Origin of the sequence: Rahnella sp. ChDrAdgB13, from assembly GCF_017655185.1 — a bacterium.
Taxonomy (GTDB): domain Bacteria; phylum Pseudomonadota; class Gammaproteobacteria; order Enterobacterales; family Enterobacteriaceae; genus Rahnella; species Rahnella contaminans.
On sequence record NZ_JAEMGT010000086.1, the window covers coordinates 1 to 13,723 of the forward strand.

Annotated in this window: 14 protein-coding genes; 4 read left to right on the plus strand and 10 right to left on the minus strand. The window is 55.4% G+C overall.

All coding sequences use genetic code 11. The annotated features are described in order from the left end of the window. Window positions 1–79: 79 nt before the first annotated feature. From deoC to J8X26_RS20105, 4 genes are all read left to right on the plus strand, one after another. The gene (gene deoC, locus J8X26_RS20090; RefSeq protein ID WP_208951758.1) at window positions 80–757 is read left to right on the plus strand and encodes a deoxyribose-phosphate aldolase; all 678 of its coding nucleotides are present in this window, start codon (window positions 80–82) and stop codon (window positions 755–757) included. A 66-nt stretch (window positions 758–823) separates the two neighbouring features. Further along, the gene (locus J8X26_RS20095) at window positions 824–1,843 is read left to right on the plus strand and encodes a Gfo/Idh/MocA family oxidoreductase (RefSeq protein ID WP_208951759.1); all 1,020 of its coding nucleotides are present in this window, start codon (window positions 824–826) and stop codon (window positions 1,841–1,843) included. Window positions 1,844–2,042: 199 nt separating this feature from the next. Then, complete coding sequence (locus J8X26_RS20100) at window positions 2,043–2,972, plus strand: LysR family transcriptional regulator (protein ID WP_208951760.1); 930 nt, start codon at window positions 2,043–2,045, stop codon at window positions 2,970–2,972. Window positions 2,973–3,072: 100 nt separating this feature from the next. Beyond that, window positions 3,073–3,567 carry a DUF2501 domain-containing protein gene (locus tag J8X26_RS20105; RefSeq protein ID WP_101078869.1) on the plus strand — a complete coding sequence of 165 codons (495 nt, stop codon included), beginning with the start codon at window positions 3,073–3,075 and terminating at the stop codon, window positions 3,565–3,567. A gap of 98 nt (window positions 3,568–3,665) precedes the next feature. Here J8X26_RS20105 and nth read toward each other — a convergent pair whose 3' ends face one another. From nth to J8X26_RS20155, 10 genes are all read right to left on the minus strand, one after another. Then, entirely contained in the window at window positions 3,666–4,304 is a 639-nt protein-coding gene (gene nth, locus J8X26_RS20110) for an endonuclease III (RefSeq protein ID WP_152326139.1), read from the minus strand. Next, complete coding sequence (locus tag J8X26_RS20115) at window positions 4,297–4,995, minus strand: electron transport complex subunit E (protein ID WP_152326140.1); 699 nt, start codon at window positions 4,993–4,995, stop codon at window positions 4,297–4,299. Before J8X26_RS20115 ends, nth begins: the two co-directional genes overlap by 8 nt. Next, entirely contained in the window at window positions 4,988–5,620 is a 633-nt protein-coding gene (rsxG, locus tag J8X26_RS20120; protein WP_165057413.1) for an electron transport complex subunit RsxG, read from the minus strand. Before rsxG ends, J8X26_RS20115 begins: the two co-directional genes overlap by 8 nt. 9 nt (window positions 5,621–5,629) lie before the next feature. Beyond that, window positions 5,630–6,682, minus strand: a complete 1,053-nt coding sequence (rsxD, locus tag J8X26_RS20125) for an electron transport complex subunit RsxD (RefSeq protein WP_152326142.1) — start codon at window positions 6,680–6,682, stop codon at window positions 5,630–5,632. Continuing rightward, a complete protein-coding gene (gene rsxC, locus J8X26_RS20130) occupies window positions 6,683–8,806 on the minus strand; it encodes an electron transport complex subunit RsxC (protein WP_208951761.1) in 2,124 nt (707 codons plus the stop codon). 1 nt (window position 8,807) lies between these two features. Continuing rightward, window positions 8,808–9,374 (minus strand): electron transport complex subunit RsxB, encoded by a 567-nt coding sequence (gene rsxB / locus J8X26_RS20135; protein WP_152326144.1) that lies wholly within the window; start codon window positions 9,372–9,374, stop codon window positions 8,808–8,810. Next, a complete protein-coding gene (gene rsxA, locus J8X26_RS20140; RefSeq protein WP_101078861.1) occupies window positions 9,374–9,955 on the minus strand; it encodes an electron transport complex subunit RsxA in 582 nt (193 codons plus the stop codon). The genes rsxB and rsxA overlap by 1 nt, the downstream gene beginning before the upstream one ends. 39 nt (window positions 9,956–9,994) lie before the next feature. After that, window positions 9,995–10,435: a DUF2569 domain-containing protein gene (locus J8X26_RS20145; RefSeq protein WP_208951762.1), complete on the minus strand. Its 441-nt coding sequence runs from the start codon at window positions 10,433–10,435 to the stop codon at window positions 9,995–9,997. 255 nt (window positions 10,436–10,690) lie between these two features. Continuing rightward, on the minus strand, window positions 10,691–12,055 hold the full coding sequence (gene dcuC, locus J8X26_RS20150; RefSeq protein WP_208951763.1) for an anaerobic C4-dicarboxylate transporter DcuC: 1,365 nt from the start codon (window positions 12,053–12,055) through the stop codon (window positions 10,691–10,693). 440 nt (window positions 12,056–12,495) lie between these two features. Next, on the minus strand, window positions 12,496–13,704 hold the full coding sequence (locus tag J8X26_RS20155) for an FAD-dependent oxidoreductase (RefSeq protein WP_152326147.1): 1,209 nt from the start codon (window positions 13,702–13,704) through the stop codon (window positions 12,496–12,498). Window positions 13,705–13,723 lie beyond the last annotated feature (19 nt).

A 13,723-nucleotide genomic window follows, 5' to 3' on the forward strand; every position in this document is an offset into this window, starting at 1 on the left:
ATGAGGCGATGCTGCATTTTACCTGCGGCATCATTATCTGGAATAAAATCCTATTGGGATAGGCTCTAAGGAATAGAAAATGAAATACTCTGCTGAAAAACTGGCCGCATTCTTTGACCATACCAATCTGCATGCGTATGCGACCAAAGAAGATTTCCAAAAACTGTGTGATGAAGCGAAGGAATACGGTTTTGCGTCTGTTGCTATCAACTCCTGGCCGGTTGCCACCTGCCGCCAAATGCTGGAAGGTTCATCCGTGCTGACCGGCGCGGCGATTGGTTTCCCGCTGGGGCAGATGACCATTGCCGCCAAAGTGTTTGAAGCACAGGATGCCGTTAATAATGGCGCGCAGGAATTCGATTATCTGCTGAATGTCGGCAAAGTCAAAGAGCATGACTACGCTTATATCAGAGAAGAAATGGCGGCGCTGGTGGCTGTCGCCAATAAAGCCGGGATTGTGTCGAAAGTCATTTTCGAAACCTGTTACCTGACGACAGATGAAATTATTCAGGTCGCCAAAATCGCTGCTGAAGTGAAACCGGGCTTTGTTAAAACCTCCACAGGATTCGGCACGGCGGGCGCAACGGCTGAACACGTCAAATTAATGAAAGAACACGCGGGCGAACACGTTCAGGTTAAAGCTGCGGGTGGAATTCGCACGCTGAGCGACGCGCTTGCCATGATTGATGCAGGCGCTACGCGTCTGGGCAGCTCTGCCGGAATAAAAATCGTTAATGAACTTCTCGCTGCCAAATAGTATTCAGAAAACTGGCCTGTGATACAGGCCGGTAAATAACGAAACATGCCCTGACTGAGGCTGAAAATGAATAAAATGATTAATGTGTGTCTGATTGGTTGTGGCCGCGCGGGGATGATTCATGCCCGGAATTATAACGGTAATCTTCGTCATGCCCGGTTAATTGCAATATGCGATCCCGACGAGGGGAATCTGGCGGAAGTACAGAAAGAACTTCAGGTGGAATATCAATATACCGATTATCGCGAAGCCCTGAAAAACGAAAATATTGATGCCATTGTGGTGGTGACACCGACGCATTTACACCGCGATATTGTGGTTGCCGCCGCGAAAGCCGGAAAACATATATTCTGCGAAAAGCCGATGGCCGGAACGGAAGAAGAATGCAACGACATGATCGACGCATGTCGGGAATATAACGTCAAATTACAATTAGGTTTTATGCGCCGTTTTGATGAGAATTTTAAAACGGGCAAGGAGGTGATTGAAAATAAAACTGTCGGCGAAGTGACGTTACTAAAATCACTGACCCATGGGCCGAGCGAGCCTAAAGAGTGGATGTTCGATATTTCCAAAAGTGGCGGGCCGGTTGCTGAAGTGAATAGCCACGATCTCGATACGCTCAGGTGGTACGCCGGAGCCGAAGTGAGCATGATCCACGTCATCGGCCATAATTTCCGGTCACCGGAAAAAGCCGAGGAATACCCCGACTATTACGATACCTGCGCCGTCATGATGCAGTTCACCAACGGCATCATCGGCATGATCGACGGCGCGCAGTACGTCCGTTACGGCTACGATGCCCGCGCGGAAATTCTCGGCACGCATGGCATTGTCAAAGTTGGCCGGCAGAACAGCAATAATGTTGAAGTGGTGACGCAAGACAAAACCATTCAGGCGCAATCCATGCCGTCCTGGACGAAGTTATATCAGGAAGCCTATGTGCGCGAAGCCGAAGCCTTTATCGACGCCATCCGTCACGACACCGGAACACAGGTCACCGGCCACGACGGGAAAATGGCGCTGATTCTGGTGCGGGAAGGGCTGAAGTCCCTTCGCGAAAAGCGCCCGGTCTTTATTGAATAATCTGTCAGTATGAATAATCTGCGAGTTATAAGATAAGTAAATGTGATTCCGGCATGATTTCCCGCGTATCCCGAAAAACAAATTTCGTGAATGTGGGATATCATGCGGTATGCGTCATCCGGGACGTGGCTTTTCGCGGGCAATTCCGTTCACATTGTGTTCTGAATTAATCACTGTAACTCAATGAATATTCAATAAAATGGACATCAAACAGCTTATTTATCTCTGCAATCTTGAACGGGAACGTCATTTCGGGCGGGCGGCGGAAGCCAGTTTTGTCAGCCAGCCGACGCTGTCGATGCGGCTCAAAAATCTTGAAAAAGAACTCGGGCTGAACCTGATCAACCGGGGCAACAATTTCGAAGGATTCACCGCCGAAGGCCTGCGTGTGCTGAGCTGGGCGCGCGAAATAGTGGCGGTTTACGAAGGCCTGAAGCTGGAGGTGGAATCCCTCAAGCAGGGCATGAGCGGGACGTTACGCATCGGCGTTATGCCACAGTGCAGCGTTTCGCTGGCGCGGCTGATTAAAGCGGTGAGCCAGGCGCATCCGGGGCTGGATTACCGCGTCTCGGAAGTCAGCGCCGATCAGCTGATTGAAGCGCTGAGCAGCCATTCCGTGGATGTCGGCATCGGCTTTTTCGAATTTTCGACCCTCAACGAACTGCGTTTCCAGCTGGTGTCGCTTGATGATGGCGGCGTGGACGTGGTGTATCACCCGGACCATTTCCCCGAACTGGACAATGTCGGGTTGATGACCGCCGAACAGGCCGCGGCGTTGCCTTTGTGTCTGTCCGAGCCGAGCCGTTATTTCCGCCGCTATCTGGATAATTTCTTCCGTCAGGCCGGACTCGAACTGCATCCACGTCTGGAAAGTACCTCGATATTTCAGCTGATGCAGGGCGTGTTTGTCGGCATCGGCTGTGCGTTAGTGCCGAGCGGGCATCTGATAGACGAGATGCATCCGGCACTGAAACGCTGCCCGCTGGACATTACCCCTATGACCCGCCACGCGGCGCTGGTAGTGGCCGAACCGGGCAGGGCGACGGCGCTGGCGCAGCATTTCTTCACCGCCGCCGGTCTGTGGCTGACGCAGCAACAACCGCTTGCCCCCCCGCCGACGATCAAATAAAACCGGCATTGCCGGTTTCTCTCCGATTTTCCTATTGATGAATTCATCATTTAAGACCAAGCTTTCCCGCAATATATAAGTGAAATGAATGGAGTAGCACATGAAAGCACTAAAAGCTGGCGTTCTGGCCATCGTCGCGGGCAGCCTGTTAGTGGCAGCCTCCGCACAGGCATCAAATAACTTGCTGGGACAACTGCAACAGGCCGCCACCGACGGGCTGAACAGTGCGGGAACAACCTCAGGGACGGGAACCACATCATCACTGACTTCACTGCTCAACGGCGGCGATAAAGCGCTGACCTCCACCAGCGCGACCAACGTCGCCGGTGTATTGCAGTATTGCGTGAAAAACAACGTACTTTCTAAAGCCAGCACCGAAAACGTGAAAGATCAGCTGCTGAACAAACTGGGGATCCAGAGCGCGTCTGGTGCTGAAAGCAAGGACTACCAGCAGGGGCTGGGCGGGTTGCTGAAAACCGGTAAAGATCAGAGCGTTGACCTGAATAATCTCGGCAGCGGGCTGACGCAGGTGAAAGAGAAAGTGAAAACCAAAGCGTGTGATGTGGTGCTCAAGCAGGCGAAGTCGTTTATTTGATTTTGACTTTCTCCTCCCCCTGCGAAGGGGGAGGTCGGAAGGGTGAGGCCGCAGGCTGAGTAACACCGGGAAAAGGAACCGCGCAGCGGCACTCCCTTTCACTCCGCGTAGACCTTCTCTTTACTCTCACACAAATCTTCAATCAAACACGATCCGCACCGCGGCTTCCTCGCAATACAGGTATAGCGACCGTGCAAAATCAGCCAGTGATGGCAGTCGAGCATAAATTCCTTCGGCACCACTTTCAGTAATTTCTCTTCCACGTCATCGACGGTCTTACCTGGCGCGAATTTCGTCCGGTTACAGACGCGGAAAATATGCGTATCGACGGCAATGGTGGGCCAGCCGAAAGCGGTATTGAGCACCACGTTGGCGGTTTTACGCCCGACGCCCGGCAGGGCTTCCAGCGCGGCGCGGTCTTCCGGTACTTCGCCGTTGTGTTCTTCCAGCAAAATCCGGCAGGTTTTAATGACGTTTTCGGCTTTCGAATTAAACAGGCCGATGGTTTTGATGTATTCCTTCACACCGTCCACGCCGAGCGCCAGAACGGACTCCGGCGTGTTCGCGACCGGATAAAGTTTCGCGGTCGCTTTGTTCACGCTGACGTCCGTGGCCTGCGCGGAAAGTAACACCGAAATCAGCAGCTCGAACGGCGTGGTGTACACCAGTTCGGTTGTGGGATGCGGGTTGTTGTCCCGCAAACGGCTGAGGATCTCAATGCGCTTTTCCTTATTCATGAACACTTCCCTTTGGCAAACTGTCTTCGGCGGCAACGTGTTGCACCGCTTTTCGCGCTTTCATGCGCTGATCAATCAGGTATTTAGCCGCCAGCAGCAGGCCCAAACCGATAAACGCGCCCGGCGGCAGCATCGCCAGCAGGAACGGGTTATCCAGATGAATCACTTCAACGCGCAGCACTTTCGCCCAGCCGCCGAGCAGCAAATCTGCGCCGTTAAACAACACGCCGCTGCCGAGAATTTCACGCATCGAACCGAGGACAAACATTGCGCACGTCGCCCCGAGGCCGGTCATGGCGCCGTCCAGCGCCGCCAGATGCACCGGACTGTTCGCGGCGCAGGCTTCCGCACGTCCGACCACCACACAGTTGGTCACAATCAGCGGGATGAAAATCCCCAGCGCCTGATACAAACCAAAGGCATACGCATTGATCAGCATTTCAACGGTACTGACCACCGATGCGATGATCAGCACGTAAATCGGAATACGGATTTCATCCGGGATCCACTTACGGAACGCGGAAATCATGCCGTTAGTACAGGTCAGCACCAGCGTGGTTGCCAGCCCCAAACCTAAGGCGTTAGTCGCCGTGGACGTCACGGCCAGCAGCGGGCAAAGCCCCAGCAGCTGGACCAGCGAGGAGTTATTGGTCCACAGACCCTGAACGATTATCTTTCTGGCTTCACTCATCACGGGCTCCACAAGGGGTGAGGTGGGAAAGCTGAGACGGCACCGTCCCGATAAATAACGCCGTGCGTTTCACCGAGCGCACGACAGCGCGCGGGGTAATGGTCGCGCCGGTAAACTGATCAAACACGCCGCCATCTTTCTTCACAGCCCAGCGCGGGTCGCTGGGGCCGTTCACGGTTTCGTTGGCGAAATGCTTGATCCAGTCAGAAATACGCACTTCAATTTTGTCACCCAGCCCCGGCGTTTCATGCTGTTCGAGCACGCGGGAACCGTAGACTTTGCCATGAAAATCAGCGGCAACCAGCAGCTGGATTGCACCGGAATAACCGTCTGGCGCGGTAGTTTCCACCACGGCAGCCACCGGTTCACCGCCTTTGCGCGCCAGGTACAGGCGGTGCGGCGTAGCGGTACCGAGTGATTCATCGGTGACGTTGTAACATTCGTTCTGCATGTTGTTATCGTAAACGCTGGCCGGGATCACCTGATCAAACAGCGTTTTTTGCTGTAACAGCGCCTGATGTTCAATCGTTGGCTTGGTCAGCAGGTTTACGATGGCGGTCATGCCGGTCATCAGTGCGCCAAAGAAAGCCAGGATCAGGCCGTGGCGTCGCATTGTAGCTAACATAATTCTTCCTCAGCGATGCCCGTAAACACGTGGTTGAGTGTAGTGGTCAATCAGCGGCACGGTAATGTTGGCCAGTAAAACGGCAAAGGCCACGCCGTCAGGATACCCGCCGTACGTGCGGATAAGCCACACCAGTAAACCAATTAATGCACCGAAAACCAGACGGCCTTTTGGCGTGGTGGATGCCGTCACCGGGTCGGTGGCGATAAAGAAGGCACCGAGCATGGTCGCACCGGAGAACAGGCCGACCAGCGGTGAAGAATAGCTTTCCGGTGCCAGCCCCCACGCGATGGCGGCGCAGAACGCCAGCATACCGAGCATTGCCACCGGAATGTGCCAGCTGATGATCTTACGCCACATCAGGAACAGGCCACCGGCCAGAAAACCGAGGTTAATCCACTGCCAGCCCAGACCCGCCAGCGTGCCGCCAAACAGCGGTGTTGCCAGAATTTGATCGGCTGTATGCCCGGAGCGTAAGCCGGTTTTAAAGGCATCCAGCGGCGTCGCCTGCGTCACGCCATCCACGTTCATTTGCAACTGATAGGCGGTCAGATCCTGCCCGCTGTGGCCGGTGAAAATGGTCAGCAGCGTATCGGTGAAGCTGATGTGATGATGTTGCAGCGCGTCCGGCGGCAGCCAGGTGGTCATCTGCACCGGGAACGAAATCAGCAGCACAACATAACCCACCATTGCCGGGTTAAAGGGGTTTTGCCCCAGACCGCCATACAGCTGTTTGGCGATGATGATGGCGAAAAACGTGCCAAGCACCACCATCCACCACGGGCCGAGCGGCGGCAGGCTGATGCCGATCAAAATGGCCGTCAGCAGGGCGCTGTTATCGCCCAGACGTTTTTTTACCGGCTGTTTGCGCAGTTGCAAAACGGCACCTTCCGCCAGTAAAGCAATCACGATAGCCAGGGCGAGCTGAACCAGTGTTCCGTAGCCGAAAAACCAAATCTGAGCGATCAGACCCGGAATACACGCCAGAATCACCATCATCATGATGGTGCTGGTATTTTGGCGGTTATGTGTAAAAGGTGAACTTGCGATCCTGAAGGCCATCTATTCCTCGTTCGACATTGTCTGAGCGGCTTTACGGGCCTTAACTCGGGCGATCGCAGCAGCCACGGCGGCTTTGCGTGGATCGCTTTCTTGTTGTGTTGTGTCTGGTTCTGAAGATGCGTCGTTGTCCGCAGCGGACTCTTCGGCGTCACTCTGCGCCGCCGCTTTTTTAGCTTTCGCACGGGCAATGGCGGCGGCGACAGCGGCTTTACGCTTGTCGTCAGCAGAAGGTTCAGCCGGTGACGTAGTCACGTCTTCGTCAGTATTGGCCTGAGCCGCGGCGGCTTTCTTCGCTTTCACGCGGGCAATCGCCGCGGCTACGGCGGCCTTGCGGTCGTCTTCTGCCGGTGCTGGCGGAGTCACATTGAGCTCCCTGTCGGTGGCTTCCACCACCACGCCATTTCCCGCTTTCTTCGCTTTCACGCGGGCAATCGCTGCGGCTACGGCGGCTTTGCGATCGTCTTCTGCGGTCGGTGGCGTTTCAGGCACCGGTTCAGACGCGACCGGGATTTCCTGCGCGGCAGCCGCTTTTTTGGCTTTGGCGCGGGCAATGGCGGCGGCCAGTGCGGCCTGACGCGGATCCACTTCCGCCGTTTCAGCAGCGGCTACGGCGACCGGGGCGTCGTCCACCGGCGTTTCGCTCAGCTTAACGGCGGCTTTCTGGTGTTTCTCTTCGCGGGCGATTTTGTCGCGTTCCATACGCGCCTGTTTGGCTTCGAAACGCGCTTTGGCTTCGGTCGCACGGGCGGTTTCGCTGTCGATGGCACGGATTTCGGCCTTTTCCTGACGATAATACTGCACCAGCGGAATGTTGCTCGGGCAGACGTAAGCACAGGCGCCGCATTCGATGCAATCGAACAGGTTATGGTTGCGCGCTTTTTCGTGTTCTTCGCCGCGGCTGAACCAGTAAAGCTGCTGCGGCAGTAAACCGGCCGGACAGGCTTCCGCGCACAGGCTGCAACGGATACAGGCTTCTTCCGGCTCAGGCTGGCCAAGTTCCGATTCGGACGGAGCCAGCAGGCAGTTGGAGATCTTAACGACCGGCACATCGAGCGACGGCAGGGTAAAGCCCATCAGCGGCCCGCCCATGATCACCATCTTTTTATCGCCCTGCGGCTGTAACGCGCCTTCCTGCATCAGATGCGAAACCGGCGTACCCAGACGTGCCCAGACGTTACCGGGTTTCGCCATCGCTTCACCGGTCAGCGTCACGACACGTTCGATCAGCGGTTCGCCGTCGAGGATCGCGCGTTTGATCGCGTAAACCGTCCCGACGTTTTGCATCAGCACGCCGATTGACGACGAGTGATGACCTTTCGGCACTTCGAGGCCGGTCAGAATTTTGGTCAGCTGTTTGGCACCGCCGGACGGATACTTGGTCGGCACCACGCGCAGTTCGAAGCGGATACCGTTAGCCAGATCCTGCTGAGCCGTAGCTTTAATCGCGGTTTTAAACGCCGCAATGGCTTCCGGTTTATTGTCTTCGATGCCGATGAGAACGCGTTCCGGGCTGAGCATATGACAGAGAATGCGCGTGCCTTCGAGGATCTGATCCGCGTGTTCCTGCATCAGCCGGTCATCGGCGGTGATGTAGGGTTCACATTCGGCGGCGTTGAGGATCAGCGTGCGCGTGGACGTCAGGCCGCCTGCGAGTTTGCTGGCGGTCGGGAAACCTGCGCCGCCCAATCCGGCGATACCGGCCTGGCTGATGCGCTGGTTCAGCTCTCCGGCAGAAAGCTGGCGGTAATCGGCCACAATGTTGCGTTCGCACCAGGTGTCTTGCCCGTCGGCTTCAATCAGAACGCAGAGTTCTTTCAGGCCGGAAGGGTGCGCGGTGATATGTGGTTCGATGGCGGTGATCACGCCTGACGTCGGCGCGTGTACCGGCACGGTGCGGCCACGGCCTGTCGTCAGCGGCTGGCCCTTTAAAACCCGGTCACCGGCTTTCACACACAGCTCGCCCTCAGGGCCAAGATGCTGCTGAAGGGGAATGATAAAGCGCTCAGGCAACGGCACGTTGCGCAGCGGAACGTGGCTCGACTGCGTCTTCATTTCCGGCGGATGAATACCACCGTCGAAGTCCCAGACTTTGTCTTTTTTGAGCGCGGCAAACAGATTAAACATGTTACTCCGCATGGATGACCTGAACCGGAATGGATTGCAAATCCCACTTCCAGTTTGCGGTGGTGGTTTTGATCGGCAGCATTTCGATGCAGTCCGTCGGGCACGGTGCGACGCACAGGTCACAGCCGGTACATAAATCGGTAATCACGGTATGCACGGCACGGGTTGCGCCCACAATCGCATCGACCGGGCAGGCCTGAATGCATTTGGTGCAGCCGATACAGTTGCTTTCGTCGATATACGCCACTTTGCGCACCGGCACGGCGGCGGCGACGTCTTCGCCCATCGGCTGCGGCTCGACGTTGAGCAGGGTGGCCAGCTTGAGCATGACCGCTTCGCCGCCCGGCACACATTTGTTGATGTTGTCGCCATTGGCCACGGCTTCGGCGTAAGGTTTACAACCGGGATAACCGCATTGCGCACACTGGCTTTGCGGCAGGATATCGTCAATCTGATCGACAACCGGGTTACCTTCCACGGCAAAACGACGCGAGGCGTAACCCAGCAGCAGGCCAAACACCAGAGCCAGTGCGGTCAGCGCACCAATCGCTACCCATAATTCAAACATCAGAATTTCACCAGACCCGTAAAGCCCATAAAGGCCAGTGACATCAGGCCCGCCGTGACCAGCGCAATCGAAGAACCTTTGAACGGTGCAGGCACGTCAGCGACAACCAGGCGCTCACGAATGGCGGCGAACAGCACCATCACCAGCGAGAAACCGAGTGAGGCGGCAAAACCGTAGAGCGCGGACTGCATGAAATTCAGCTGCTGGTTGATGTTAAGCAGCGCCACGCCGAGCACGGCGCAGTTGGTAGTGATAAGCGGCAGGAAAATACCCAGCAGGCGATACAGCGACGGGCTGGTTTTGCGCACGACCATTTCGGTGAACTGTACGACGACGGCGATCACCAGGATAAACGCCATGGTGCGCAGGTACACCAGGCCCAGCGGCATCAGAATGAAGGTGTTGACCATCCACGAACAGATATTCGACAAGGTGATCACGAACGTGGTCGCCAGGCCCATGCCGATGGCGGATTCCAGTTTTTTGGACACGCCCATAAACGGGCAAAGTCCGAGGAACTTCACCAGTACAAAGTTATTCACCAGCATGGTGCCGACAAACAGTAATAAGTAAGAGGTCATGACAATTGCCCGGACATAATAAACATTAAAACTTCAGGGTTATTCCGTGAAGGTTTCTTTCACCCGCAGTGAGCGCTTGAAATAAGGCACAAACACCGCAGCAGCCAATAAGGGTAACAGTAAGTTACGCACGGCCAGATCATCGGTAACCGGCGAGAATGCAAAGGCTTTTACCGCCAGCAATACCGTACACAACAACCAGATAATATACATTTTTGGTAACGCGCTGGCACGCTTACAAAATTGCCAGAGAACCGCAACGGTAAATAACCCCATCGCTAACGTGGTTACCACGGAGAAATACCATTGCAGCGTAAAGGCCTGCGAATTGGTGATTAAATATTCGCGTGATTCCGGCATAAATATGGCCATTGAAAACAGGAACAGCATTAATACAACGCTCAGCAGCGTGACAATCAGATACGCCATCGGGGCCAGTAACCACCCGCCGATTCGTTTGTAGCCCGGATTATTCGACATAAAAAGCCTATATTACGCGGATTTCGCCATCACTCAGACGGGGCTTTTTCCCCGACCTTCAAGGCGCAGTAGCTTAACCTGAGTTGGTATTAGCCCATATCGTATTTATGTGATCAATACTTTCATCCTTCACGCTGTCTCGGCGTTGGCTTCCTTCGCGCACCCCGGTCACATACTTTTGTATGCTTCCGGGGATTTGCTCAGTTGCCGCCTTGATACAGCGCAAATGATTTCAGCATTAGAAAAGGAGGGGAATTAGTGAACCGGAACCAGAATTTCTGTGGCGACAATAACCACTATCAGCCCCACGAGAACCGGCACGGAGGTGCGCTTTACCACTTCGAACGGGGAGATTTTTGCCATACCTGCCACGGCGACCACGACGCCGGAGACCGGTGAAATGGTGCGACCAAGGTTGGACGCCTGTAACATCGGGATCACCAGATATCCCGGGTTGATGCCCATTTTCGCCGCCAGTTTCGGGATAAGTTCCACGAACGCATAAAACGACGCATTGCCCGAGCCGGTGGTCATGGCCGCAAGGACGGTGATGGTGACCAGTACCAGCATCATAATAATGCTGCCAGAACCAAAGTTTTGCGCCAGCCCGATCAGGCTGCTGATAAAGCCGACGGTGCTCAGACCCTGCGCGAAAACGCCAGCCGCAACCAGCAGCATCACGACGTTGGCAAATGCATCCGCCATACCGCGATACGCGACGTCCAGCCCGGCAAACACGGCTTTCCCGTTGCGGTTTCTTACTGTTTCAATCAGTGCAGTCAGCACCATGCAGATCACCAGGATAGTAATGATATGCAGATTCGGGCCCCATTTACCGTCAAAAATCAGCACCCCGATAATCGGCGTGAAAGGCAAAATGGCGTAAAACGCCGGGGCGTTGGTTTCAATGACGTCATCTTTGCTGGAATCCACGCTATCTACCACGGCGGTATCGCGTTTATCCAGATAACGCTGCCAGAAGAAATGCGCGACGGCCATCGCGACAATAGCGGCAATTGAAATCGGCAGGGTGACTTTGAAGGCAAAATCGACCAGCGGCATGTTGGCCGCCTGCGCCGCCAGCACCACATCGCCTGAGGTCGGGGAAAGAATAATGGCCGCCGGCGACGCACAAATCGCCGCCGCCGCCCCGCGGCTGATGCCGACATTCACCATAATCGGGAACAGCGTCGCCATCAGCAGTACGCCGAGACCGGTCGCGGAAGACACCGCCAGCGACATCAGACACGCCAGAATATAGGCCGCGACCATCAGAATGTATGGCGAGTTAATCATCTGTAGCGGACGTGATGCGAGTTTGACCACTACGTCGTTAGCGCCGATGTGCGTCATGTACGCCGCGAAACCGCACAGCATCATGATCATCATCCCGAGATCGCCACCGCGGCTCATCACCAGGATTTTGACGTATTCCACGATGTCCGTGGCGTTCCAGCCGGTGCTCTTCGTGCCTTCCGGCAACACGCTGTGGCCCATTAACGCACTGATAATCAGCAGTATTAACCCGCCGACCATCAGTACGCCGGTGGGTGAATATCCCTTGATGATGTACCGCCCGACAAACACGGCCACCACCAGACCTATCAATAACTCTGTCATACATGTATTCCCCGAGATTAAATTTGGATCCAAGTGAAAGGCGGGCACTTTGAACAATTAACCGTTCCGGCGTAATGACGCTTGTCAATTATCGGTGATGAAATAGGGGAGAGGATTGATATTTGTGATGTATGACCGACATCACCAGACGGTTTTTGCGGTGCTCATACGGCGTGATTTTTGAAAGCTTGCTGAGTGAGAGTTTCGAGACCCAAGGCTCGAACACCGAAACGAAGGCACCGCGTGGCGGCAAGTTTTCACGGCAATAAGAGGCGTTACTAAAACAGTGCCAGCGAGCGGAGCGCGTGTTGAAAAAGCGTGGAAAGGGGAAAAGCACTTTCCCCTTTTGGTCGGTTTCGGCGCGAGCCGCTGAGCGATCACCGCAATTGAAAAACCGAAACCTACTCAGTCCGCTTGCAAACGCATTGTGCGTCTCACGTTCATAACTTCGGGATCTCCCGATAAAACCCGACTCCGATCAGCCGTCCGAACAGGAAGGGAATGAACTTCCTCCCCCGTAGCCAGCTTTCAAGCCGGGAAGGGGCGCGCTTGCGGGGTTTTTGCCCGGCCTTACTGATCATAATCTGTAACGTCTGCGTTGCCCACGTCGGGAATGTCCGTCGCCGCTGGATGCGTTTCAGGTGACGGAGCGTCAGACGCCCGGCTTTCAGCGGTTGCGCGACAATATTTGCGGTCGCGACGGCATCCTGAATCGCCAGATTTACGCCGACGCCGCCAATCGGGGACATCGCGTGGGCGGCGTCGCCGATGCATAACAGGCCGGGTTTAGCCCATTCTCTGAGGCGGTCGATGCGGATCACCAGCAGGCGCACGTCGTCCCAGCTCTGAATGTCTTCGCCCAGACGCTCACGCTCAAACGGTGAGACTTCAGTCAGCAAATCCAGAAAAGGCGGGATGCCGCGTGCTTTGAGCGCGTCGAGGCTGTCTTTTGGAATCGAATAACCGCACTGCCAGTAATCGCCGCGGTCGATCATGATGAAGTTTTTCTTTGGCCCGCGATGCCCCATCGACCACTGCGGGTCGTCCGTGCGTTTATTGATTTTCAGCCACAGCACGTCACGCGGTGCGCCGAAACGGCGGATTTCCATCCCGGCCTGCTCGCGCACAATTGAATTTCTGCCGTCACAACCCACCACCAGATCGGCGTCGAAATGCTGCGTTTCGCCGTTCACATCCGCCAGAACACCGGTTATCTGGGATTCATTCTCCCGCAGCGAAAGCACCTGCGCATTGTGGATCAGCCGGAAATTCGGCAGCAGCGCGGCCTTGCTGGCGATGAAATTCAGGAAATCCCATTGCGGCATAAAAGCGATGAATTTGCACTGCGTCGGCAGATGAGTGAAATCCGCCAGCGTGGTTTCTTTGCCGTTGATTTCGCCGTACAGCTTCTCGGCGCGCTGATGCGGCAGGGCGAGAAACTCATCGAGAAAACCCAGTTGCCAGATGATGTCCAGCGTCGAAGGGTGAATGGTGTCGCCGCGAAAATCACGCAGAAAATCCCGGTGTTTTTCCAGCACCGTCACGTCAATTCCCTGGCGGGCCAGCAGGTAGCCCAGCATTAGTCCGGCTGGGCCGCCGCCAACAATACAAACGGTGGCGACAGACGCGCGGTCAGTGTTCGTGGTCATACAAACCTGCCTGATGAAA